The following is a 24,679-nucleotide window of genomic DNA, read 5'->3' on the forward strand; positions in this document are numbered from 1 at the left end:
CGCGGACTCCGCCATCATCCGCATCCAGGGCGTCGAGAAACGCTACGTCCTCGGCGGCGAAGCCGACGTCCTCGCCCTCCGGGGTGTCCACCTCAGCATCGAGGAGGGCTCCTACGTCGCCATCATGGGCCCCTCCGGCTCCGGCAAGTCCACCATGCTCAACATCCTCGGCTGCCTCGACCGCCCCACCGCCGGCAGCTACTGGCTGGGCGGGGAGGATGTCTCGATCATGCCCGACGACGAACTCTCCGAGGCCCGCGGACGCATGATCGGATTCATCTTCCAGTCCTACAACCTCATCGCCCAGCTGACCGTCATCGAGAACATCCAGGTCCCCCTCCTCTACCAGGGAGCCGACCTGCGCCAGTTCCAGGATCGCTGCATCGAACTCGCCCGCCTCGTCGGCCTCGGCGACCGCCTCCATCACCGCCCCAATCAGCTTTCCGGAGGTCAGCAGCAGCGCGTCGCCATCGCCCGATCCCTGGTGAATGACCCCGTCATGATCCTCGCCGACGAACCCACCGGCAACCTCGACTCCCGTACCGGCAAGGAGGTCCTCGACCTCATCGACCAGCTCAACGCCAGCGGAAAAACCATCGTCCTCGTGACCCACGACGAACGCGTCGCCGCCCGCGCCCACCGCGTCATCCACATGAAGGACGGCCTCATCGATCGCGAGGTCCTCAATCGCCCCGTCCCCGGCTCTCCCGCCCCCCAACCGGTCCCCGTCGCCTGACCCTCCGGCGACCATCGCCCATTCCTGACTTCACGACTGCCAGCACCCCTTCTCCATGGCCTCCCCGCTGAGCTTCCAGTTCGCCAGCATCGTCCGCCTCGGCATCAAGAGCCTCCTGCTCCACAAGCTGCGCTCCGGCCTGACCATGCTCGGCATCATCTTCGGCGTCTGCTCGGTGATCGCCATGCTGGCCATTGGCGAGGGCGCCTCGTTCGAAGCCCAGGAGGCCATCAAACGCCTCGGCAGCAGCAACATCATCCTCCGCAGCATCAAGCCCCCCGAACAGGCCCGCCAGCAGTCCGGCGGAGGAGGGCCCCGCGGCATGCAGCTCAAGTACGGCCTCACCTACCAGGACGCCTCCCGCCTCCAGTCCACCATCCCGGGCGTGGTCCGCGTCGTCCCGATGCGCATCATCCGCGAAAACGTCCGCTACTCCCGCAACGAAATCCCCTGCCAGGTCATCGGCACCCTCCCCTCCTACACCGAGGTCGCCGGAGCCCGCATCGTCCGCGGCCGCTTCCTCGCCCACATCGATGAGGTCCATCAGAACAATGTCTGCGTCATCACCACCGGACTCGCCCGCCGCCTCTTCCCCTCCGAGGATCCCATCGACAACACCATCAAGATCGACGCCTTCTACTACCGGATCGTCGGGATCCTCGAGGAACAGAGCCAGCCTGAACAACGCACCCAGTCCGGCCGCATGGAGGGCGAACCCCTCGACAACAACGTCTATATCCCCCTCTCCACCTCCCGCACCCGATTCGGCGAGGTCCTGATTCGCCGCACCGCCGGCAGCTTCGAAGCCGAGGAGGTCCAGCTCCACCAGATCACCGTTCAAATGCAGGACACCGCGGCTGTCGAAACCGCCGATCCCCAGATCAAAGCCCTGCTCGACCGGTTCCATGACCAGCCGGACTTCGAGGTCATTGTCCCCCTCCAACTCCTCCGCCAGGCCGAACAAACCAAGCGCATCTTCAATATCGTCCTCGGCTCCATCGCCGCCATCTCCCTCCTCGTCGGCGGCATCGGCATCATGAACATCATGCTCGCCAATGTGACCGAACGGACCCGCGAAATCGGCGTTCGCCGCGCCCTCGGCGCCAAGCGCCGCGACATCACCCGTCAGTTCCTTGTCGAAACCATTGTCCTCTCCGTCGGCGGCGGCCTCATCGGCGTGATCGTCGGTGTCCTCACCCCGGTCGTGGTCTCCCAGATCACCACCATGAAGACCATCGTCACCGTCTGGTCCGTCCTCATCGCCTTCGGCATCTCCGGCGCCATCGGCATCATCTTCGGCCTCTACCCCGCCCGCGCCGCCGCCCGCCTCGATCCCATCGACGCCCTCCGCCACGAATGAACGAGTAGGTGCGCTCCAGCGCCGTCCGCTCCAGCGCCGTCCGGTCCCTGCCCCCCTCCATCCTTCCTCACTCCACCGCCCGGACCCGGAGGTTCCGAAGCACCCTCAGCCCCGGCAGCTCCGCCCCCCGGATTGGTCGCGCCCCGCTCTTCCTGCGCCGGTCGAACTTTTCCCGGTGCCGCTCCCACATCGCATTCACAAAGGCCTCCGATCCCAGAAATACCCCGTCGGTCATGTGCCGAATCCTCCGCCGCAACAAGTCCGACACCGAGACCGGCGCCTCGGAGCCTGGCTCCTGCCCTGCGGCCTCCTTCCCGGCAGCCCCTCTCCCGGCCTTTCCCACGCCTCCCTCCGAAAACCCCATCAGCGCCCGGTACGCCGCCGCCGCCGCGGGCCAGTCCTTCGCCCCGAGCATCTCCGTCAGGCTCTTCCGCATCGCCCGGACACCGCCCAGCGCCGCCGCGTAACCCCCATAGGCATACTTTCCCGGATCCGCCACAAGCCCGGCACGCACCGGATTCAAGTCGATATAGGCCGCGATCAACCGCAAGACCTCGGGCGTGTCCTCAACCATCACACTCCGAAACCGTTCGCCCCACAGAAATCCGTAGCGGTCGTGCCTCCTGTTGTACCAGCGCGTCACCCGCTGCTTGAACTCCGCCATAAACCCGGAAACCTCGCGCATCCGCGTGAGCACCCTCTCCCGGATCTTCTCCGGGATCGGTGCCCCCTCCTTCACCGCCGCCCGTGCCAGTTGGCTCGGCACGGCCTTGCGCCCATGAAACGCCTCGAGCTTGGCGACGATCTCCTCGTCGGTGAACGATTCCGCCGGCCGGCGTGTCGGCACCCGCACCAGCAGGTGAAAATGATTGGGCATCATGCAGTAGGTGAGCACCTCCACCTCGCTGTACTCCCCCAATCGCCCCAGCAACCGAACCATTTCCCCCCTCGCCTCTTCATTGAGCATCGGCAGACCGCCCGCAACTCGGGACATGCAATGGTACACGCCGGCCTCGCCGACATCCGCCTTCAGCCTGGATAGTCTCATCGGGTCTTCTCCTTTCAGTGCCCCATCCCTGAACCCGGGCCATCCTTCACCCCTGCCCCGCCCCAAGTCGAGCACGCTCCGCCCCCTCAAGTTGTCGCCGATCAACCCAACACGGACCACCCAGGGTCGAAACAGGGGGGTCAACATTCATCCATTTACCAAGCCTGACTGCTTTTGTTGACCGCCGATGCGGCGAAAGTTGGGCGCAGCGTCCTTCGCAACAGAACATCGATGGGAATGCAGATGTGGGCATTGGATTGGAAGGCTATTTAGTTAGTCAGACTCTATTTGTTGACCCATATAGTGAGCCAGACCAATTTTGTTGATCGCTCCAACGCCGCGAAATCAGGTCTCGACGAGGCATCATCCGTTCCAATGCGCCATCCAGCAGGCCGCTCTCGTCATCTCCAATGATCCTCGGCTGCAGCCCCACAGCCCCCCTCCAGCTTCCCTCGGTGGCTTTGTCGGTAGTCGTGCGGGGGACAATCCCGTGCACCCCGGAGTTGTGGGTGGAGGCGCGAACTTCGCGAAGCGTCGCCTCGGAGGATCGAGTTCCACGAGGCCGCAACGGCGTGGAGCGTCGGGTCGAGGACTCGCGGAACTCGTCCCTCCGATTCGCTGCCCCCTCACCCACCACTCCGGGATGCACCCGGGGGAAACGCCGCCGTGCCCCTGGCATTGTCTTTCCCGCCCGGATTCGCCACCGTCCGCCGATTTTTCTCACCGAACGTGAACAAGACTAGGAGACTGCGGCACGGCTCGAAATGGATGGCGTGGATCTGGATGTGGACGTTCGCACTGGGAGCGTCCGCCGCGGCACCGCCGCATCTGGCGATCCGCCTGGACGCGGGCGGAGTGGAGTTGGAATGGGCCGCGGACGCGGGATCGTTCGTGCTGGAACAGACGTCGGCGCTGAGCGGCACCCCGGCCTGGGCGCCGGCACCGGGTTCACCCCAACTGGCGGGCAACCGGGTCCGCTGGCGGCTGGCGCCATCGGGAAGCCCCCGATTCTACCGCCTGCGGGAAGGCGCCGGAGCGGGGGTGTCGGTCGCATCGAGTTCCCCCTATTCCGGGGAAACCGGCGTGTCCCTGACCCGGGAGACCATTCTGCGACTCAGCGGCCCAGTGGGCGCAGAGGTCGCGGAGTCCGATCTGCTGCAGGCGTGGTCCGGTGGGCGCCGGTTGCTCACCCGGACCGAGTGGTCGCGGGATCTGCGGACGGCGACGCTGTTCTACCTGGAACCGCTGCCGGCGGGCGCCCGGGTGGAGGTGATCCTGGACGGCCGGGACATCCAGGACGGGCTGGGACGACCCCTGGATCCGGACGGCGATGGGGTGCCGGGCGGAGAGTTCCGCCTTTCCTTCAGCACCGGTCGAATCGCCCCGGTGCCGGGCACGGTCGTGGTGGGCCGGGTGCTGGCCTCCGAACGGAACGCCGACGGCACCGATCGACCGTTGTCAGGAGTGATCGTCACCGTGGACGGTGCGGAGGAAACCTTGCGGGCGGTGACCGACGAGAACGGCGACTTCCAACTCGATCCGGCACCGGCAGGGCGATTCTTCGTCCACGTGGACGGCCGGCCGGCGGTGGGCAGCCAGTGGCCGACTGGCGGCTATTACCCCTTCATCGGCAAGGCGTGGGATGCGGTGGCGGGACGCGAGGATAATCCAGCGGGCGGGTCGGGGGTGGTGTACCTGCCCTTCATCCCCGGGGACGCCCTGCGGCCGGTGCATCCGACCGACATCACGGTGATCACCTTTCCGGAGGCGGTGGTGGCGGCGAACCCTGCCTTGGCGGGCGTGCGCCTGGAAATCCCTCCCAACGGAGTGTTCAGCGACCAGGGGGTGCGGGGCGGAAGGGTGGGCATCGCGCCGGTGCCGCCAGACCGCTTGCCGGAACCGCTGCCGCCCGGGCTGAACCTGCCGTTGGTGATCACCGTCCAGACGGACGGCCCGGAGAACTTCGACCTGCCCGTGCCGGTGCGGTTTCCCAACCTGCCCGACCCCGTGACCGGCGAACGGTTGGGGCCGGGATCGAAGACAGTATTGTGGAGCTTCAATCATGACACCGGGCGATGGGAACCGCAGGGGCTGGCGACGGTGACCCCGGACGGGTTGTATGCCGCGACCGATCCCGGGGTGGGCCTGCGGCAGCCCGGATGGCACGGCCTGGCGCCCGGCACCGAAGGCGCTGGCCCGGAAGGCGATGGCAGCGATGAACCCGACTGCGGGGCCTACGCGGCGCGTTGCTGCGGAGACTGGGCGGAGAAAACCTCGCCCTGCCGGCCTGCCAGGGAGGCGGCCCTGGACAGCATCGGGGACGTGGCGTTGGACAACGTCATCAACCTGGTCGCCGGGGATGCCGGATGCCCGATCGGAACGGCCCTGAGTGCCCAACGGGCGGCTCGCGATTGCGCGCGGGTGGGTCCGTTGACCGGTGCGTGTGTCGGCGTCCTCGACAGCGCCTACACCGGCGCACGGCTGGGCTGCCTGCCGGGAATCGGGAGCGCTCTGGGCCTGGCCTGGGGGTTGAAGGGCGCCATCGATGCGGCGATCGACTACCGGAGCTGCCTGGACACCGCGGCGGCGTCCTGCATCGGAGCGCCTGGACCGGCCCTGGCAGGCCTGGGTTCGACCACGGGCGACCCACGGTTGCTTCGGGCCCTGCGCCATCTCGAAATCCAGGAGCGCCTCATCCTTCGGGTCCAGGCCGCGCTGGGCATCCTCCTCGGGCACTCCCGCTGGGCCGAGGTGTCGGACCCCGAACTCATGCCGGTGCATCGAGCCTTCATGACGCGGGTGCAGGAGGCCCTGAACCCGGCCGGACCGGGTGGGGCAGGTGTCACGACCGAAGAACGGACGGCGATTCTTGCGATGCCGCGTTGGAACGGAGCCACCGATGCGCAGGTCCTCGAATTTCTCGCCCGGCAGGAACAGGTGGCCCTGGGCACGGCGGACGCCACCGTGCGGGCGGAGTTGGCGGAGGGCTTCGACCGTCTGACCCTGGCAATCGCAGAAGTCGAGGCCGCGGGGTGGACCGGGTATTTCGACGGGTTGCACCGGGCCCTGGCGGAGTTCATGTCCATGCATCAACCGCGCCGGGGTGGATCCATCGGGTTCTCCGGAGCACGGCTTGCCCCGGCATCGGGAACCCCGGCCGCAGCCAGCCCGGCGGCGGGTCCGGCGGCATTCCCGGAGGCGCCCATGTTTTACGCCCTGCGCGATCTCAACAGCGGCTTCGTGACCCGCGGACGGCTCAACGCCAACGGCCGGTTCACGGAACTGTTCCTGCGCCCGAACGCCCACTACTCGGTCGCGTACTACGATCCCACCACGGCGCGATTCGGCGTGACGGTGTTCCGCAGCGCGGAGGCGGGCATGCCAACCGTCGTCCCCACGGCGCCCCTTCGCTACAACGGACGTTCCTCCCCAGGCGGGGCGATGCTGGCCGACACCGACAACGATGGCTTGCCGGACGTCGTCGAGGCCGTGGTGGGAACCGACCCACGCAACCCGGACACCGACGGGGATGGCGTGTCGGACGGGGACGAGGTGCGGCTGGGGCTGGATCCTCTCGACGGGGCGGGGTTGCAAACGGGAGTGCTGGCGCGGGTGCCGACGCCCGGGCAAGCCTTCGAAGTGGCGGCGGGCAACGGGTGGCTGCTGGCGGCCTGCTCGACAGGCCTGGCGGTCGTGGACATCCGGGACTCATCCGAGCCGGTGGTGGCGCGGGTGGAACCGGGTCAGGTCAAGGCCGTGGCCCTTCGCGGTCGGGTGGGCGTGGCCCTGCAGGAAAACCGGGTCACAGGCTGGCTCCTGCGCGAAGGCGGTGTGGCCGACCTCACCTGGGAACGGACCGACCTGCCCCATCCAACCGCCGTGGCCATCGGGGGCGAGTCGGTGTGGCTGGGACATGGAAATCTCCTGCGGCGGCTGGACCCGGCAACGGGCCGTGACCTCATGGAACCTGTCACCTGGCCGGTGCGGATCGCACGGTTGATGGAGTCTGGAAACCGGATCCACACCCTGGGGGATGGCCTTCTGGTTCATGGACCCATCCTGCGCCAGGGCGGCGTGCTGCCCGCGGGCCGCGTGCCCGCCCCGGGCAACGTGGGAGCGGGCCTTTCCGGATTGGAACGACAATGGGCGAGCCTCGACGATCAGCTCCTGGTGACCCATCAACAGGGTTACAGCCATTTCGATCTGAGCGATCCGGACCAGCCGCAATTGGTCCGGAATGTGAACACCGCCCAGGCCGGCTGGCGCCATCTCATGCCGCTGCAAAACGGCCGCGCGCTGGCCGTGGTGTCCGCCAACAGCACCGACACGCGCGTGGACCTTTCCATCTTCCAATGGGCCCCGTCGGATGAGTCCCCAACCTTCCTGTCCCAGATCGCCACCCCGGGCACCGCCTTCTCCCTCGCCATGGCCGGCGGAATCGCCTACGTGGCGGACGGGCCCGGCGGCGTCACCGTGGTGCGTCCCTTCCCCGCCGACCTGTCCGGAGTGCCTCCCACGGCGGAACTGGTTCGCCATGGGCAGGGTCCGGACCGCGACCTGGTCGAGGCCGGTGACGCCTTGCGGCTCCAGGTGCGGGCGACCGACGACGTCGGGGTGCGGGACGTGGTCTTTCTCATTGATGGCGTCGAGGTGTCGCGCACCGACCACCGGCCCTGGGAAGTCCTGCATCGCGTGCCTGCACGCGGGCCGGGCGGTTCGGACTCGTTCGAGGCCCGGGCACGCGTCGTGGATGTCGGAGGCAACGTGCGGGAAACCGGCCCGGTGCGATACCGGGTGGTGGCGGACGCCTACCCGCCGGAGGTGTTGTCCGTGGAACCGATTGCCCTGAGCGCCATCGTGCCAGGCGTGCTCGGTGAGGTGAGCGTGCACTTCGACGAACCGGTGGTGAATCCGGCCACCCCGGACCTGCTGGGACTGGTGCACAAGGTGGACGAATCGCCTGTGCCCGGCGCCGTGGCGTGGAGTGAAGACCGTCGGCGACTGGTCTTCACCACCGCGGGCCCGATCGTGCAGGGGGAATATCGGGCGACCTTGTCGGCCGGACTGGCCGATGCCTCGGGGAACCAGCGCCCGGGCCCGTTGACCTGGGAATTCGCCACCGGCACCGAACCGCGGGCCATCGAATCCTTCCCCACCGGTGTCGGCACCCATGTGGCGGTGGGAGGTAGTCTGGAGGAGGCCTGGTATCGCTTTGACCAGCCCTTGCTCGCATCGTCCCTGGCGGCGGCGACCTTGACCGTGACCCGGCTTTCGGAGACCGGGCCTTTCGTTCCCTTCGGCCCGGTGGAACTGCGTGCCAGCGCCGATCGCCGCCTGCTCACCGTGCGGGCCGACCCATCGTTCCCTCCCGGCCGGTATCGGGTGCAGATCAACGCCCCCTTCACCCAGGCTGTCTTCCATGAGTTCCAGTTCCGGAATGTGGGCAATGCCTGGCTGCCGGGGCCTGCCGGGGGCGGCGTCTGGACCTTCCCTCCCGGACCGGCGCCCTGGGACGAGGTGCTCATCGACGCACCCGGGACCCTGCCGACCTTCACGGTCCTGCCATCCCTGGTGTCGCTGGTGGCGCGGTCGGGTCTGACCCTCGCCAACCAGACGCTGCATGTCGAACGGCCCATTGAGGTGCACGGGCCGCTGGTCCTGAGCAGCGTGCGGTTCGGGGCGGGTGAAACCCGGGCCTGGGGATCGGCGCGGTTCTCGGGAATCTTCGGGGGCAACTTCCTGATGGACCTCGGACCCCATTCGTTCCATGCCCACGGTGGCCTTCGCATCAGCGGGTTCGTCGAGTTCCGGCATCCCATGGGGCAGGTGGTGAATCACCCGGGAAGCCTGCTCGAGTTCGATCACGGCGCGACCGTGCAGCCTTTGGGTCAGGACCCCGCCGCCCTGGGGGCGGGAAGGATCCTGAACCTGGGGACCCTGCGAACCCTGGGCACCTCGACCAACCTGCCCATGCGCCTGGAGGGCGTGCGGTTCCGCAACGAGGGCCGCATGGAAGTGCCCACCGGCGGGTTGCTCATGGTCAACCTGGAGCACCACGGCGAACTGGAAGTGGGCGACGAGGCCCGGCTGATCCTGGCGCACCGCCTCCGGGGCGGCGCCTCCTCGCGCATCACCGGGGCAGGCACCCTCGAGTTTGGCGAATACAACACCAGCACCCGGCGCGTGATTTACGACGCCGACACCGACTACCGCGGCACCCTCGAGACCACCGGCCCCCTGGTGGTGCAGGCTGGCCAGCTCACCCTCTGGCGGCCCCTGGTCCGGCCCGGGGGCAACGTGGACCTGCTCAACTCCAGCCGGCTTCATCTCCTCGCCCCCTCCCAACTGGGCCAGGTCCGGGTGAGCGGCGGGTTGCTGCACCTCAATGCCGACAGCGACCTGGCGGGGATCGAGGTGACCCTCAGTTCCAGGGTACGCGTCGATGGCGTCACCCGGGTCCATGGCGACAACCTCGTTCGAGGCATCGATCTTTCAGGATCGGGCCGGCTCGAGTTCACCGGGCTGAACACCCTGTCCAATGGCAACCAGCAGCTCGTTCTGCGGGTCGGAGGCCCGGCGCTCGTCAACCGCGGCACATTCCATTTCGCATCGGGCTCGGCCCAGGGCAGTCATCTGAGGGCCACCTTCGAAGGGCTCGGCACCTTCGAGAATCATGGGGAAATCGTCGGAACCACCCCGCGGCCCATCCAGTTCCTCCTCCCGCTCATCAATCACGGCCGCATCCGGTTCATCACGCAAACCGTCAGCTTCGACGCCCGCGACGGCTTCATTCCCCTCGGCGATGCGTATCGGCCGGCCCCCGGATCGGAACTGCTGCTTCAGAACACCACACTCGATCACAATCACGCCGGAACCCTGGACCTCGCCGCCGGCGTGCTCGCAGGCACGGGTTCTGTCACGGCCGTGAACAGCCTCATCGAGCCTCCGCCCCGCATCCTCAACCGCGCCCTCCTCCGCGTGGGCCATCCCACCGGCACCCTCACCCTGCGCGCCACCGGCGGATTCGAGCAGACCGCCGAGGGGGAGATGGAGTTCACCCTGGGACCGGGCGATAACAGCCGGCTCACCCTCAACCAGACCGCCGCAACCCTGGCAGGTCGTCTGCGGGTCCGCCTGGCGGAAGGCTACCAACCCCCCGTGGGCACCACGGTCACCCTCCTCACCTGCTCGGGCCGGACCGGCGAATTCACCGAAGTCGTGGGCGATCCAGGCCCCGGCCGACGTTGGGAGGTGGTGTACGAACCCAATGCCGTATCCCTCCAGGTCCTGGCGCCCTGACCGACGAAGCACGACGGAAGCCGGCAACGGAATCCCCCGGGCGCACCCGGCACGTTCGGGTGAAGCCCCGTTCATGACGAATACCCAAGAAGCACGGCCCCCCTTTACGGGCCCGTTGCCGGGACGGTAGCGTTGGATCATGCAAGCCATGCAGCGAAGGATGACAGGCCTGCTGGTGATTCTCGGATTCCTTGCGTTCGGTCAGCCCGCCTCCGTCGGGGCTGAGGCACGGCCGACGGGATCGTCAATCGGGCGCGTGGCCATCGTCGGGGCGTCTCTCAGCCAGGGTTTCGGGGCCCCGCCAGGATGGAAGGCAGCCGTCGTGGCGAGTCGCAGGGAACCCCTGGAGAACCCCATCGAGCACACGTCGCTGTTCTTCTTCGTGCGCCCCGTCGCACACGGGACAGCCCTCGTCTCGAAAACCGAGGTGTTGAAACCGTCCCTGGTCGTGGCGCTCGATTTCCTTTTCTGGTTTGGCTACGGAAACGTCGATGCGGCGGGTGCACCCATGACCTCCGAAAATGACCGGTTCACGTTGCTGGACCGTGGAACGGCGCTCCTCGAGCAGTTTGATTGTCCGGTTGTCATTGGCGACTTTCCGGACATGTCCGCGGCGGTGGGCAGGATACTTGCGCCCGGACAGGTGCCGCAGCCGGCAACCCTGGCCGCGCTGAACCAACGGTTGCGAACCTGGGCCTCTTCCCGGACCACCATCGTTCTGGTGTCCCTCGCGCAATGGATGGACCGGATCCAGGCCGGCCAGCCGATCCGGATCGGGGAACACGTCTTTGACAACGATTCCACCGCGAAATGGCTTCAAGAGGATCGGTTGCATCCCAGCCCTGAGGGGCTCGTGGCCCTGGCGATGCTCGTCAACGAAAGGCTCATCGACCGTGGATTCCTGGATCCGGACGCGACGGTGAATTCGCTCCCTGAGATTGCGCGCAAGATGGAGATCGCAACCCTTCCCGAGACCCCGACGCAGGGGGACGACAACCGTCAGGAGCGTTGAAGCGTGAGCGGAACCGCAAGGAGCTCTCAGCCAGCACCGTGGAAATCGCACCCGAACGACGGTGCATCCCCAGGTTGTGGGTGGGCAGGCAGCGAATCGGAGAGCATATCGGAGGGACGAGCTCCGCGAGTCCTCAAGCCAATGCACCCCACCGTAGCGGCCCCGCCGAACTCGGCCCTCCGAGGTGTTCCGTCGCGAAGTTCGCTCCCCTCCCCACGACTCCGGGAATGCACCGCGGTGCGGATAAGTCCCAACTTTGCACTTGCCGCCATCTCCGACCCGCCGATAACAGGGGCCCTTATTCTCCCATGATCACCCCCCGGGCCATTCTTGTGGCGCTGCTTCTCGCCGCCGCCGGCTGCATCCAAACGAAGGAAACCGTCTATCGCGACGAGGAACGCCTCGCCGTCGAGTTCGAGACCGACCTTGCCGCCCGCACTTTCTACGAAACCCTGAGCCGCCTGCCGGACCGCGGCCACCAGCACGAGAGCCAGACCCGGGTCAACCTGCCCATCCTGCTCGATCACGAACGCAAAGTCGTCCGCGGCCAGAACCTCGCCTTCAACGAAGCCGTCCGCCGGTGCGATACCAACCGCGACGGACGCATCACCGAGATGGAAGCCCGGATCTTCTCGGATCAGATCCGCTGATTTCCGTCGCCCGCCAGGTCGGCGTGCAGCATCTCGAGCGTGAGCACCATGTAGGCGGTCACCAGCACCGGGTCCGTCTCCCACCATCGCGGGTTCTCGTTCACCCACGATCCATCCGGCCGCTGGAGATCCAACAGACGTCTTGCCACGTCGTCGCGCCACGCCACTGCCCGCCCGCCGCCACCAGCCGCCCCGGACGTTGTGTCCGGCCCGGCCTCCCCGGACACGCGAAGGGTCCCCACCCGGGCGGCCGTCAGCGCCTTGGTCATGAGATGCAGATAATAATAAAGCCCCTGCTGCCCCATCCCCGGATTCTCATCGAGCGTGTAGTTCCCCTCCAACCATTCGAGAACCGCCGTCACCCGCGGATCGTCCCGCTCCAGCTTCGCGTACATGAAACTCAACAATCCCGCATAGCTGATGCTCCCGTACGACCGCAACGCCACCCTGCCCGTCACGGTATTGGTCACACCCCCGGCCATGCTGTGGCCCGGGTAATACACAAAGCCTCCACGATCCTCCTTCGAGTCGGACACCCACTCCGCCGGGTTCGATTCCTTCCGGTTCTGGCAGTTCTGCAGGAAGTGCACCACCGCCTCCCAGTTGAGATCCGACTCCAGCCTCTGTCCCGACGCCACATCCCGCGGCAACGCCGCTTCCGACCAGCGCATGGCCTCGATGGCGACCAGCGTGTTGTTCATGTCGGAATGCTGGTACTTGCTTCCGTACCCGACCCCGCCATCGAACGGCGTGTCCAGGACGCCCGGTTCCCCGAAGTCCACCTGCGTGCCCGCCAGGTACGCCCGCGCATTCCGAATCACAGGCAGAAAATTGGGATCGTTGGCCGTACTCAGCGCCAGCAGGCTCAGAGCCGTGTTGTAGTTCGCCAGTCCAACCCGGTAGATGCTCCCGTCCGGTCGCACGCTGCTCAACAGGAAATCGTAGGCCTGGTTCAATTCCGACGGACGGCTCTGAAGAAAGCGCCCCGTCGGTTCGCGATTCAACGCGGTCAGCACCATCGCCGTGACCGCGGGTTGTTCGGAGGTGGACCACCAACCGTTCGAATTCTGCTGCTGCAACAGCCACGTCACCCCCCGCTCGATCGCCGCCGCCAACCGCGCCCGATCCACCCTTCCCGCCCCCGCTGCCCCCGCTGCCTCCGCTGCCTCCGCCGCCCAAAGCCCCTGGCCCCATCCAAGTCCCACCACCGCCAACCCCCACCCAAACGCCCGTCGCCACCGTCGCCAAACCTCTCCGCCAGAGTTCAGGACCCAGTTCGTGCCAGGAATTTCCATAAGCTTCTTGGACCCGGACCCGACCCGATCGTTCGGTCCCGACCCCTTCCAAGCATGAAAGCTTTTCTCTGACCCGGCCACCCTGAAATCTGGGCTCCACTCCTGTCCGGGGCATCCCGGAGTTGTAGGCGAGGAGGCAGCGAATCGGAGGGACCAGCTCCGCGAGTTCTCAACCCAACGCTCCACTCCGTTGCGGCCTCGTGGAACTCTGCCCTCCGCCCTCCGCCCTGTCCCTTTTCGCGGCGAACGGATATTCCATGGCAGGATTAGGTCTTCCCAAGGCGGGATTCCATGAAACCACCCCGGACGGACCCGGTCGCGGGGTCGCGTGCCGAATCGCGTTGCCCGCAGGCCTGTCCCCCTGCACAACTCCGTCGTGCGCCTCCCCGCCGTGTTTCTCCTCGGCCACGCCGTTCTCACCCTGCATGCGGGCGACTGGCCCGCGTTCCTGGGTCCATACGGCGACGCCACCTCGTCCGAAACGGGACTGATCGATCGCTTTCCCCCCGAAGGCCCACCCGTGGTCTGGTCCCGCCCCGTGGGCACCGGCTACAGCGCACCCTCCCTCCTCGACGGCCAGCTTGTCCTTCACCACCGCATCGGCGACGAGGAACGCATCGAGGCCTTCGACGCCCATACCGGCCAGCCCCGCTGGCATCACGCTTCGCCCACCTCGTTCCAGGATCCCTTCGGATACAACAACGGTCCCCGCGCCTCCCCCCTCCTCACCTCCAACCGCGTGTACACCTTCGGCGCCGAAGGCCGGCTCCTCGCCCTCGATCGCGCCACCGGAACACCCGTCTGGGAGCGCGACACCGCCAGCGACTTCACCGTCCCCGAAGCCTTCTTCGGCGTCGGCAGTTCCCCCGTCCTCGACACCGGCCACCTCATCGTCATCGTCGGCGGCCAGCCCGACAGCGGGGTCGTCGCCTTCGACCCCGATACCGGCGCCACCCGCTGGGAGAGCGTCGGCGAGGCCAGCTGGTCAGGACTCCCCATGATCGGCTGGCCCGGCACCCCGCCCGTCGTCTGGCGCCGTTGGGACAAACAGGCCAGCTACGCCTCGCCCGTCCCTGCCACCTTCCACGGCCAGCGCCACACCCTCTGCCTCACCCGCCAGGGCCTCGTCTCCCTCAATCCCACCAACGGCGCCGTCCGCTTCAGCTTCTGGTTCCGCGCCCGCGTCAACGAATCCGTCAACGCCGCCAATCCCGTCGTCCACGACGATCTCATCCTCCTCAGTGCCGCCTACTACCGCGTCGGATCGGTCCTCCTTCGCGTCCGACCCGACGGCCAGGGCGTGGACGAGGTGTGGCGCAACACCAGCCTCGAAATGCACTGGGCCACCCCCCTCCTCGTCGGGGATCACCTCTACGGCTTCAGCGGCCGCAACGAGCCCGACGCCGCCTTCCGCTCGGTCGGGTTCCACACCGGCTCCCTCGCCTGGCAGCGCGACGACCGCTGGCCCCCGCGATCCTCCCGCCAGCCCCCCGTCTTCGGCCGCGGTTCCCTCATCCACGCCGACGGCAAACTCATCGCCCTCGGCGAAGGCGGTCTCCTCGGCCTGTTCCAGCCGGATCCGAACCGCTGCATCGAACTCGGCCGATGGCAGGTGCCCGACCTCGCCTACCCCTGCTGGGCCGGTCCCGTGCTCGCCAACGGCCGCCTCTACCTCCGCAGCGAAGACCGCCTTGTCTGCCTGGATCTCCGAACCCAACCCACTTCCCCCGGGTCCCCGGGCGCCGCCATCGACAGCGCCCCCCGATAACAACCCCCCGATAACAACCCTTGCCGGATTGTCCCCGGCCCGCTTCCCTACCCGGCTCTATGCTTCGTGCCGGAATCGTCGGTCTCCCCAACGTCGGGAAATCCACCCTCTTCAATGCCGTCACCCGCACCCGCAAGGCGGAGGCGGCCAACTACCCCTTCTGCACCATCGACCCCAATGTCGGCGTGGTCACCGTCCCCGATGACCGCCTCGAACCCCTCTCCCGCATCGCCAAAACCCAGACCATCATCCCCGCCGCCATCGAATTCGTGGACATCGCCGGCCTCGTGAAGGGCGCCTCCCAGGGCGAGGGCCTCGGCAACAAGTTCCTCAGCCACATCCGCGAAGTCGATGCCATCATCCAGGTCGTCCGCTGCTTCGAGGATCCCGACATCCATCACGTCGCCGGCGCCATCGACCCCGTCCGCGACATCGAGACCATCTACACCGAACTCATCCTCGCCGACCTCGACAGCGTCCGTAAACGCCGCGAACGCCTCGCCAAGGATGTGAAGCGCGGCGACAAGGCCGCCGCCACCGAGGACGCCGTCCTCGCCAAACTCGAACCCCACCTCGACTCCGGCAAACTCGCCCTCACCTGCCCCCTCACCCCGGAGGAAAAAGCCATCGACCGCGGCCTCTGGCTCCTCACCGACAAACCCACCATCTTCGCCGCCAACGTCCGCGAGTCCGACCTCGCCAACGCCGACGCCAATCCCCACGTCCAGAAAGTCCGCCACTACGCCGAATCCCACATCGGCTGCGAAACCTCCGTCATCAGCGCCCAGATCGAAAGCGACCTCATCGACCTCGCCCCCGAGGAGGCCGCCCAGTTCCTCGCCGAACTCGGCGTCAAGGAATCCGGCGTCGGCCAGTTGATCCGCGCCACCTACCACCTCCTCGGCCTCCGCACCTACTTCACCGCCGGCGAAAAGGAAGTCCGCGCCTGGACCATCCGTGCCGGCGATACCGCCCCCAAGGCCGCCGGCGTCATCCACACCGACTTCGAACGCGGCTTCATCAAGGCCGAAACCGTCGCCTACGACGACCTCCTCCAATGCGGCTCCGTCGCCGCCGCCCGCGAAAAGGGCCTCTACCGCATGGAAGGCAAGGACTACGTCGTCCAGGACGGCGATGTCCTCCTCTTCAAGTTCAACGTGTAGGCGGCGCCCCCGCCCGGGAAAGGCCCGAACTCCAGACCCCTTCGGCGCGATCCCTCTAGGTGAGCCAACCCCTTTCGGAGGGACGAGCTCCGCGAGTCCTCAACCCCTTGCCCCTCACCTCTTCCCCCTCCCAGGGACTCGTACTCAGCCCGAAGGGCGGTACTCGTCCTCGTCCTCGTCCTCGATCCCGCAGACACACCCTTTCGATCCTCGCCTTGCCGCTGGCCCGATGGGTTCAGGAGGGCGAAGGGGAAGGGCGATTACGATTACGATTACGATTACGATTACGATTACGAGTACGAGTACGAGTACGATTACGAGTACGAGGCCGAGGCCTGCTGCAAGACCCTGAGGTGCACCCTCTCGAAGAGGGGGGGGTGGTGGAGCGCACCAAGGCGGATCACCGCGGAGCTCCCAGGGATCCCAGGGATCCTGCGAGCTTCACCTTCGATCGGGTCCCAGAAACCCGCAGGGTTTCCAGAGATTAGCCGGGGGTCGAGCCCGGCTCCGCGGGTTCGACCCCCGGTCAGAAGTCCCACCCCGCTCACGACCCCGCCAGGGGTCGCACAACCTATCCCTCGATCCCGCAAGCACACCCTTTCGGAGGGACGAGCTCCGCGAGTCCTCAACCCACGGCCCCTCACCTCTTCCCCCTCCGGGATACTCGCCCCTCCAACGCCACGCTCCGCGAAGTTCACTCCTCTGAGGTTTTCCCACGACAGTCCACGGTCCGGCCGGTACACCTACCCCCATGCATCAGCGGCCATTCAGCCGGATACCCACCCTCGAGCGCCTGACCCGCCCCGCCACACTGCCGTCCGCCTTCCTCTCCCTCCTCCTCGGCGCATCCCTCGCCGCTTCCGAACCGTTTCCCGCGGCCGGCCTCCTCCCCAAGGACGAAACCGGCGCCACCCGCTTCCTCCAACAATACCCCGACTACGACGGCCGGGGCGTCATTGTCGCCATCTTCGATACCGGCGTGGATCCCGGTGCCCCCGGCCTCCATCTCACTCCTGACGGACGCCCCAAGATTCTCGATGTCGTCGATGCCACCGGCAGCGGCGACGTGGACTTGTCCACCGTCCGCACCGCCAGCGAAGGCGTGCTCATGGGCCTCTCCGGGCGGCCGTTGACCATTCCCCCGGACTGGGCCAACCCCACCGGTGAGTTCCGCCTCGGCCTCAAACGCGCCGACGAACTGTTCCCGCCCGCCCTCTCCCAACGCCTCCGACGCCACCGCCGCGAACGCTGGGATGAGGAACAACACCTCCTCGAAATCCACCTCCGCCGCGAACTCGCCGCCTGGGATGCCGCCCACCCCAACCCCTCCCCCGCCCAGGCCAGGGACCGCGAAGAACATGCCGCCCGCCTCGAACAGTGGCGCGATCTCCAGGACAACTTCCAGGATCCCGGCCCCGTCTTCGATTGCGTCGTCTTCCACGACGGCCACGTCTGGCGCGCCGTCGTCGATACCGACGAGGACGGCGATCTCTCCAACGAAAAGGCCCTGGCCAGCTTCCGGCTCGAACGTCAGTTCGGTTCCTTCAGCGCCGAGTCCCAGCTCAACTACGCCGTCAATATCCACGACCACGGCCGGCGCCTGTCCATCGTCGTGGACAGCGGCATGCACGGCACTCATGTCGCCGGCATCGTGGCCGCCCACTTCCCCGGTCAGCCCGAACTCGACGGCATCGCCCCCGGCGCCCAGATCGTCTCGGTCAAAATCGGCGACACCCGCCTCGACAGCATGGAGACCTCCACCGGGTTCGAACGCGGCCTCGCCGTCGTCCGCGAGTGGCAGTGCGATGTCATCAACCTCAGCTACGGCGAACCCACCACCCTCCCCAACCGCGGACGCCTCATCGAACTCCTCGCCGAACGGGTGGACGAAGACGGCATCGTATTCGTCGCCTCCGCCGGCAACAGCGGCCCCGCCCTGTCCACCGCCGGCGCCCCCGGCGGCACCACCTCCAGCCTCATCGGTGTCGGCGCCTACGTCTCCCCCGCCATGATGGCCGCCGCCTATTCAATGCGGCATCAACCCCGGGAAACCCAGTACACCTTCTCCTCCCGCGGACCCACCTACGATGGCGACCTCGGCGTCGATGTCTCCGCCCCGGGCGGCGCCATCTCGCCCGTCCCCAACTGGACCCTCCAGCGTGGGCAGCTCGCCAACGGCACCTCCATGGCCGCACCCAGTGTCGCCGGTGCTGTCGCCCTCCTCCTCTCCGGTCTCAAGGCCGAAGCCGTCCCCACCTCCCCCATCGCCATCCGCCGTGCCCTCGAACACTCCGCCCGCCCCGTTCCCGACCTCTCGGTCTTCGATCAGGGACGCGGCCTCATCCAGGTGAACCGCGCCTTCCCGGTCGCCAAAGCCCTCGCCCACCCCCCCGAATCCACCCCCCGCTACGAGGTCTCCCTTCCCGACCGCCAGGCCGCCCGCGGCGTGTACCTTCGCGAACCCCACGAATCCTCCAGCCCTCTCGTCACCCAGGTCCGCGTCCGCCCTGTCTTCCCCAAATCCACCCCACACCCCCACCGGGTCCAATTCGAGGGACGCTTCCGCCTCGAATCGTCCGTCCCCTGGATCGAACTCCCGTCCCACCTCGTGCTCTACCACGGAGGTCGCATCTTCGAGATCCGCGTGGACCCCACCGCACTCCCCCCGGGCGCCCATTACGGCGAAATCCAGGCCCGCGAAGTCCCCGACCGCGGCGCCGGCCCGGCCTTCAGCATCCCCGTCACCGTCATCCGTCCCCACGCCCTCGAGGACACCGATGCCACCGCCTGGTCGGAGAGAATCGAACTGGCCCCCGCCCATCTCGAACGTCGGTTCTTCACGATCCCCCATGACGCCACCCGCGCCGAACTTCACGTCCGCGCCGATCCCCTCGAGTCATCCCGGCGCCTGGTCGTTCACACCCTCCAGCTCGTTCCCGGCCGCCCCTACACCGACACCGGCACCCAACGGTACCTGACCCTCGCATCCCACGGAGAAGAGCGGCTCCACTTCCCCGTCGTCGGCGGACGCACCCTCGAACTCTGCCTCGGCCAGGCCTGGTCCAGCCTGGGCGAGGGCGCCTTCGAGTTCTCCCTCCAGTTCCGCGGGGTCGTTCCCGCCGAATCCGCCGTGTCCATGGGCTCCGGCGATCGCGCCCGCCGCGTCGAAGTCGCCGCCTCCATCGCCGACGCCCGCATCGCTCCCGCCGCCCGCCTCACCACCCGCCGTCGCTGGGTCCACCCGTCCGCCTCCCACATCACCGCCCTCCCCGAGGATCGCGACACCCTCCCCGGCCGCCGACGGGTCCACGAAAAGATTCTCGAATACCCCTTCACCCTCGATGCCGACAGCACCGTGACGCCCCGCTTCCCGGCCCTCAATGCCCGCCTCTACGAAGCGGAATACGGGTCCCAACTCTGGGCCGTCTTCGATGCCGCCAAACGCCTCGTCGTCGTCGATGACGGATGGGACCCGGGTCCCGTCCGGCTCCCCAAAGGCTCCTACCTCCTCCGGTTCCACCTCCGTCACGACCGGACCGAGGCGCTTCAGCATCTCGAATCCCTTCCCCTCGCCCTCGATCTCCAACTCGCCTCGCCCCTCACGCTCGACGCCTACACCGATGCCGACCAGGCCCTGGCCCGCGGATCACGCCTCCAACCCCGCACCCTGAACCGCGGCGACCACGTCGCCTTCTGGCTCGCCACCCCCGACGCCGATGCCCTCGCCTCGCGTGCCGCCCCCGGCGACCTGCTGCTGGGCACCCTGCGCTACGAATCCAACCCGGGAGCCCTCGACTACCCCCTCTCTCTCGCCGTCGGCCCCGCGCCGTCCGCCCCGTCCCCCGGCAGGACGAAGCCGTCCATCCCACCCGCCGATACTCCCCCCGAAGATCCCCTCGCCAAGGCGCGACGCGACTTCGAAATCTCGCTCCTGGATCGCCTGAAGGGACCCCGCGACGCCGACGCCTTCCAGTCCCTCGCCGCCGAACTCCTCGAGAAATATCCCGACGCCCTCGAAATCCGCACCCGCCAACTCCATCGCCTCGACGATTCCGACCGTTCCTCCCGCGCCTGCGATGTCATCGCCGCCGCGGATGCCATCATCGACCGCATCGACCGCACCGCCCTCGCCGCCCATCTCGGCACCCGCCGCGATCCGGAGAACGACACCCATCCCGCCCAAACCCGCGCCTCCGCCGCACAACAGGAAGCCCTCCTCGACGCCCTGTTCCGAAAGGCCCGCGTCCTCGCCGGTCCCGACGGCCTCCAACCGGCCGTCCCGCTGCCCGCGCCCCAGGCCTCGGTTGAAAAGGCGCCCACGGCTGCGCACCACGACGGCGAGTGGGACGCCGGGGCCGCCGACCCCCTGTTCGAGGAAACCTGCGTCGAACTCAGCCGCTGGGTCGATCTCACCCAGGGCCGTTACCTCGACCTTCACCTTCACCGCGAATGGCGTGCCGGTCGTCCCGCCGTCGTCCTCCGCCACCTGACCCGGCGCCTGCGCGACGATCCCACCGACCGTTCCCTGCACGAGCGGCGCATCCGCGTCCTCGATCGCCTCGGCTGGTCCTCCTGGGCCGAACACGAACGCGCCTGGCTCCACGCCCGCTTCCCCGCCGACTACCCCCCCTTCTGAATTCCCACGAAAAACGCCCCTCAACGACCCAGGTCACCCAGGCGGCCCAACTGCGTTCGGTGGACCGCCTGGTCGATGAATTCCCTGCGCACGGAGGCACCGAGGCACGAAGGATCCTGATGCAGATGGTCCCAATGGTGTTCTCGTTCATCTCCGTGTCTTTGTGCCTCCGTGAGAGGCATCCATTTTGATCGAACGCCACGGCCCGCCGCCACCGCATCACCCTCCAGCCCCGCGATCCAAATAGCCGGAAACTTCGTGCATATGCACGAAGTTTGAGAGCATTTCGAGCCCGCCGCTCGTCCGTCCAGCCTGCCTGGTGCATCCCCAAGTTGTCGGTGAGGAGGCAGCCAATCGGAGGGACGAGCTCCGCGAGTCCTCATCCCAACGCACCCCATCGTTGCGGCCTCGTGGAACCCGGCCCTCCGAGGCGATGCCTCGCGAAGTTCGCGCCTCGACCCACAACTCCGGGATGCACGGCAGCCCGCCACCCCCCCCCGGCGCGGTCACGGGCTCCGTGCACCTTCGCCATGCGCCCCCCCCTCACTCCCCGTCCCACCCGATTGGATCAACCCTTCGAGGCGCCGCCGTAATTGCCCGAGTTCCCGCGACTTGAAGTGCCGTCGCGTCGCGTCCAGCGCCCCAATCACCTCCCGCAACACCGCTTCAAACTCCGGCGCCGGAATCGAACCGGATAACCCCGGCGCAACCCCGGGCGCCACCGCCGTCGGGCCCGCGGACATCTCCAACCCCCAATGCTCGCTCACCCTCAGCGCCTCCTCGAATCGCGCCATCACCCGGTTCAAGGCGCCCTCGCCCTCCTCCCTCTCCGCAACCTCCCCCTCCCGCGGTAGCGCACGAAACTCCCTCAGACACTCCCGCAATTGCGCCTCCCGCTCCCGCCACGCCCTGGCCCTCCGCCTCGCCCCCATCCCCCGCTCGATCAGGGCAAGCAGCGTCCCGGGTTCCGGCGGCTTCACCAGATACCCAACCACCGGCGGACCCACCGACTGCATCGCCGTCTCCAGCGTCGGCCGCCCCGTCAGCAGAATGATCGGCACCTCCGGCGCCGCCGCCCGCAGATGCTCCACCAACGCCAACCCATCGTTCCCCGGCATGTGAATGTCCGAAATCAACAGATCGTAAGGGCGCTCGCTCAACGCCGTCACCGCCCCGCTCACATCCTTCACCCATCGGCACTCGTACCCGTGATGCCGCAGCACCCGCTCCAGGGTCGCCCCAAACAATGCATCGTCCTCCGCCACCAGGATCCAACCCTTGCTTCTCCCTTCCATGATGCCTCCTACCGTACCCACCCCGCCGCCCCTGCCAATGGCAAACCCCGACAGCCCAGGCAACGGGGCAGCCCCATGTTGTCATATCCGTACTTTGACAATGGACGTTCCTCGCCTTCCCCCATCATCCCATCCCCGTCTCCGGCCAGCGCGCCGTCACAATCTCCCAGATCCGCTCGTGCACCGTCATGATGGGCAGGGTTCCGTCCACACTCACCACCCGGCCAGGTTCCTCCTCCGCCAGCCGCCGGTACCCCTCCGCAACCCGCTCGAAGAACTCCGCCCCCTCCCGCTCGAACCGGTCAGCCTCCTCACCGCCGGAACTCTCCCTTGCCCTCCGCCGCGCCAGGCTCACCTCGGGCGGCACCCGGAGCAGCAGCGTGATGTCGGGCAACGTCCCACCCACCGCGAACCCCACCACCTCCCGCACCCGCTCCAACGCCAGACCGCGTCCCCAACCCTGGTAGGCCAGCGTCGAATGATGGAACCGGTCGCACACCACCATCTCCCCCGCCGCCAGCGCCGGCCGGATCACCTCCCCCACCAACTGCGCCCGGGCGGCGTTCATAAGAAGCAGTTCCGCCTCCGAAGTCATGCGCGCCCCCGCCGGATGATGCTTCAACAGATCCCGGATCGCCTCCGACAACTCGGTGCCGCCCGGCTCCCGCACCACCCGCACCACCCGCCCCGCCCGCCGCAGCCGTTCGCCCAGCAGCGCCGCCTGCGTGCTCTTCCCTCCCCCTTCCGTCCCTTCCAACGTGATGAATCCCCCGGTCACGGACCCCTCCCCGCCTCGTCCCGTCGACCCCGGCCATCCCTCGCGTCCCCGTCGTCCCTGTCCCCATCCCCCATCGGCCGCCCGCCAAGGGTGCGGGCCAGATACTCCGCCAGGGATGCGATCTGCTCCGCACTCAGCGGGCCGCCCTCCTCCTCGGCGAACCCCGGCATCAGCGAACCCTCTCGACCCCGCGCAATCCATTCCGTCCAGTGCGCCGGATCCCCCGGATGCGCCATCCGCCGCAGATCCGGCACCATCGAAGCCCGGTTGGGCGAATCGTGACATATCGCACACACTGCGAGGTACAGCGCCGGCCCCCTCCTGCCGGCCGCCGGTTCGGCATGGCACGATGCACACTCCCCCCGGAACACCGCCGAACGATCCGCCATGGCAATCGCCATGTTCCGTTGACGGTCGGCCATGTCCTCCTCGTCCTCGGCACCCTTCCCCAACACCGCCCGGACGCTGAGCCGCTTCACCCCGATCGAGGTGTTGAGGAACACGGACTTGCTCACCGTCCCCCGTCGCCCCCGCGCATCGAGCGCCACCTTGAACCTTCCTCCCTCTCCGGGAGCCAGTGTCCATGGCAGCTCCGGCACCCGCGCGACCGTGCAACCGCACGAGGTGCGCACCGACTCGATCGTCACCGGTCCGGCTGCCGCATTGGTGAAGACGAACTCGAAGGGAATCTCGAACTGGGCCGCCACGCCCCGCTGCTCCAGGCGCACCGCCTCGAACACCAGTTCATCGGCCTGGCCGCGGCCGAACGGCAGCCGGATCGCCCCCTCCAATTCCAAACCCAGCGTGAGGACCCAGGCCAGTCCCCACACCCTCGTCGCCCGGCGCCAGGGTCCGGTGCGCATCGCATCTCCTTCTAATCCGCCGCCTTCAGGTCCATGCCGTGCAGGTAGTAGAGAATCCGGCCGCAATTGGCGCAATGCACGATCTCCCGGCCGGCCTGGGTGGTCAGCACATCCTGACGCGCCAGCTTCATATGGCATCCGCCACACACCCCCCGCTCGATCCCCACCACCACCCGGTCCCCCTTCGTCTTCAGGATCCGCTCGTACCGCGCCAGCAATCCCTCCTCGACCGTTGCCCCAAACTCCGTTCGCGCCGCCTCCGCTTCGGCAAGCTGCCTGCACAATCGCGCCTCCGTCTCCGCGCACTGCTTCAATTGCGCCTCGCTGTCCGCCCGCGCCAGCCGGACCGCCTCGGTGGCCGCCGCCAGCCGCTTGTCGGCCTCCTCCAGCTGCTCCATCAGAACGAGCTGCTGATCCTCCAGCCCGCGGATCACCTCCTTGCACGTCGCAATCTCGTGACTCAGCGCCTTGTACTCCTCGTTCTTGCGCGTCTGCCACTGCTGCCCGGCGTACTTCGCGATCTGTTCCTTCTTCGCCTCAACCTCCAGTTCCAGCCGCTTCCGCTCGCTTTCCAACCGCAACCCGTTCTGCCGCGAGGCCTCGAACTCCTGCTCCGCTGCCGCCCGCCGCTTCTCAATCAGGCGCCGCTGCGGATCCACATCCGCAACCTCCGCCCGCAATCGCAACAGCCGGCGGTCGCGATCCTGCAGCTTCAGCAGCTTCTCAATGGCTTCAAGCATGGGAGGTCAAAGAACCGCCACGCTATCGGCCCGGCG

Annotated in this window: 14 protein-coding genes; 8 read left to right on the forward strand and 6 right to left on the reverse strand. The window is 67.7% G+C overall.

The features are described 5' to 3' along the window. Nucleotides 1–13: 13 nt before the first annotated feature. Both KF833_03715 and KF833_03720 read left to right on the forward strand, forming a co-directional pair. The gene (locus KF833_03715) at nt 14–736 is read left to right on the forward strand and encodes an ABC transporter ATP-binding protein (GenBank protein MBX3744392.1); all 723 of its coding nucleotides are present in this window, start codon (nt 14–16) and stop codon (nt 734–736) included. Nucleotides 737–791: 55 nt separating this feature from the next. Then, nucleotides 792–2,096, forward strand: a complete 1,305-nt coding sequence (locus KF833_03720; GenBank protein ID MBX3744393.1) for an ABC transporter permease — start codon at nt 792–794, stop codon at nt 2,094–2,096. Nucleotides 2,097–2,163: 67 nt separating this feature from the next. Here KF833_03720 and KF833_03725 read toward each other — a convergent pair whose 3' ends face one another. Continuing rightward, entirely contained in the window at nt 2,164–3,144 is a 981-nt protein-coding gene (locus tag KF833_03725; protein ID MBX3744394.1) for a transposase, read from the reverse strand. Between the two features lie 729 nt (nt 3,145–3,873). Between KF833_03725 and KF833_03730 the strand changes: the two genes are divergently transcribed. The 3 genes from KF833_03730 (at nt 3,874) to KF833_03740 (ending at nt 12,105) form a co-directional block, all read left to right on the forward strand. Then, complete coding sequence (locus tag KF833_03730; GenBank protein ID MBX3744395.1) at nt 3,874–10,443, forward strand: Ig-like domain-containing protein; 6,570 nt, start codon at nt 3,874–3,876, stop codon at nt 10,441–10,443. A gap of 148 nt (nt 10,444–10,591) precedes the next feature. Further along, on the forward strand, nt 10,592–11,455 hold the full coding sequence (locus tag KF833_03735; protein ID MBX3744396.1) for a hypothetical protein: 864 nt from the start codon (nt 10,592–10,594) through the stop codon (nt 11,453–11,455). A 308-nt stretch (nt 11,456–11,763) separates the two neighbouring features. Further along, entirely contained in the window at nt 11,764–12,105 is a 342-nt protein-coding gene (locus KF833_03740; protein ID MBX3744397.1) for a hypothetical protein, read from the forward strand. On the opposite strand, the gene KF833_03745 is transcribed toward KF833_03740, so the two are convergent. Continuing rightward, nucleotides 12,093–13,400: a terpene cyclase/mutase family protein gene (locus KF833_03745; protein MBX3744398.1), complete on the reverse strand. Its 1,308-nt coding sequence runs from the start codon at nt 13,398–13,400 to the stop codon at nt 12,093–12,095. The genes KF833_03740 and KF833_03745 overlap by 13 nt on opposite strands. Nucleotides 13,401–13,776: 376 nt before the next feature. Here KF833_03745 and KF833_03750 point away from each other — a divergent pair, with 376 nt between their 5' ends. The 3 genes from KF833_03750 (at nt 13,777) to KF833_03760 (ending at nt 20,967) form a co-directional block, all read left to right on the forward strand. Further along, a complete protein-coding gene (locus KF833_03750; GenBank protein MBX3744399.1) occupies nt 13,777–15,168 on the forward strand; it encodes a PQQ-binding-like beta-propeller repeat protein in 1,392 nt (463 codons plus the stop codon). Nucleotides 15,169–15,227: 59 nt separating this feature from the next. Beyond that, nucleotides 15,228–16,331, forward strand: a complete 1,104-nt coding sequence (ychF, locus tag KF833_03755; protein ID MBX3744400.1) for a redox-regulated ATPase YchF — start codon at nt 15,228–15,230, stop codon at nt 16,329–16,331. A gap of 751 nt (nt 16,332–17,082) precedes the next feature. Beyond that, the gene (locus tag KF833_03760) at nt 17,083–20,967 is read left to right on the forward strand and encodes a S8 family serine peptidase (GenBank protein ID MBX3744401.1); all 3,885 of its coding nucleotides are present in this window, start codon (nt 17,083–17,085) and stop codon (nt 20,965–20,967) included. Nucleotides 20,968–21,473: 506 nt separating this feature from the next. On the opposite strand, the gene KF833_03765 is transcribed toward KF833_03760, so the two are convergent. The 4 genes from KF833_03765 to KF833_03780 all read right to left on the reverse strand — a co-directional run bounded on the left by KF833_03765 (nt 21,474) and on the right by KF833_03780 (nt 24,643). Continuing rightward, the gene (locus KF833_03765; GenBank protein MBX3744402.1) at nt 21,474–22,262 is read right to left on the reverse strand and encodes a response regulator; all 789 of its coding nucleotides are present in this window, start codon (nt 22,260–22,262) and stop codon (nt 21,474–21,476) included. Nucleotides 22,263–22,386: 124 nt separating this feature from the next. After that, a complete protein-coding gene (gene tmk, locus KF833_03770) occupies nt 22,387–23,040 on the reverse strand; it encodes a dTMP kinase (GenBank protein ID MBX3744403.1) in 654 nt (217 codons plus the stop codon). Then, the gene (locus KF833_03775; protein ID MBX3744404.1) at nt 23,037–23,870 is read right to left on the reverse strand and encodes a DUF1573 domain-containing protein; all 834 of its coding nucleotides are present in this window, start codon (nt 23,868–23,870) and stop codon (nt 23,037–23,039) included. Before KF833_03775 ends, tmk begins: the two co-directional genes overlap by 4 nt. A gap of 44 nt (nt 23,871–23,914) precedes the next feature. After that, complete coding sequence (locus KF833_03780) at nt 23,915–24,643, reverse strand: hypothetical protein (GenBank protein ID MBX3744405.1); 729 nt, start codon at nt 24,641–24,643, stop codon at nt 23,915–23,917. Nucleotides 24,644–24,679 lie beyond the last annotated feature (36 nt).

This window comes from Verrucomicrobiia bacterium (assembly GCA_019634625.1).
Taxonomy (GTDB): Bacteria; Verrucomicrobiota; Verrucomicrobiia; order Limisphaerales; family CAIMTB01; genus CAIMTB01.

Coding starts and splice junctions, on each gene's coding strand:
- KF833_03720 (MBX3744393.1), top strand. CDS start 792: ATGGCCTCCCCGCTGAGCTTCCAGTTCGCCAGCATCGTCCGCCTCGGC.
- KF833_03725 (MBX3744394.1), bottom strand. CDS start 3,144: ATGAGACTATCCAGGCTGAAGGCGGATGTCGGCGAGGCCGGCGTGTAC.
- KF833_03735 (MBX3744396.1), top strand. CDS start 10,592: ATGCAGCGAAGGATGACAGGCCTGCTGGTGATTCTCGGATTCCTTGCG.
- KF833_03740 (MBX3744397.1), top strand. CDS start 11,764: ATGATCACCCCCCGGGCCATTCTTGTGGCGCTGCTTCTCGCCGCCGCC.
- KF833_03745 (MBX3744398.1), bottom strand. CDS start 13,400: ATGGAAATTCCTGGCACGAACTGGGTCCTGAACTCTGGCGGAGAGGTT.
- ychF (MBX3744400.1), top strand. CDS start 15,228: ATGCTTCGTGCCGGAATCGTCGGTCTCCCCAACGTCGGGAAATCCACC.
- KF833_03760 (MBX3744401.1), top strand. CDS start 17,083: ATGCATCAGCGGCCATTCAGCCGGATACCCACCCTCGAGCGCCTGACC.
- KF833_03765 (MBX3744402.1), bottom strand. CDS start 22,262: ATGGAAGGGAGAAGCAAGGGTTGGATCCTGGTGGCGGAGGACGATGCA.
- KF833_03780 (MBX3744405.1), bottom strand. CDS start 24,643: ATGCTTGAAGCCATTGAGAAGCTGCTGAAGCTGCAGGATCGCGACCGC.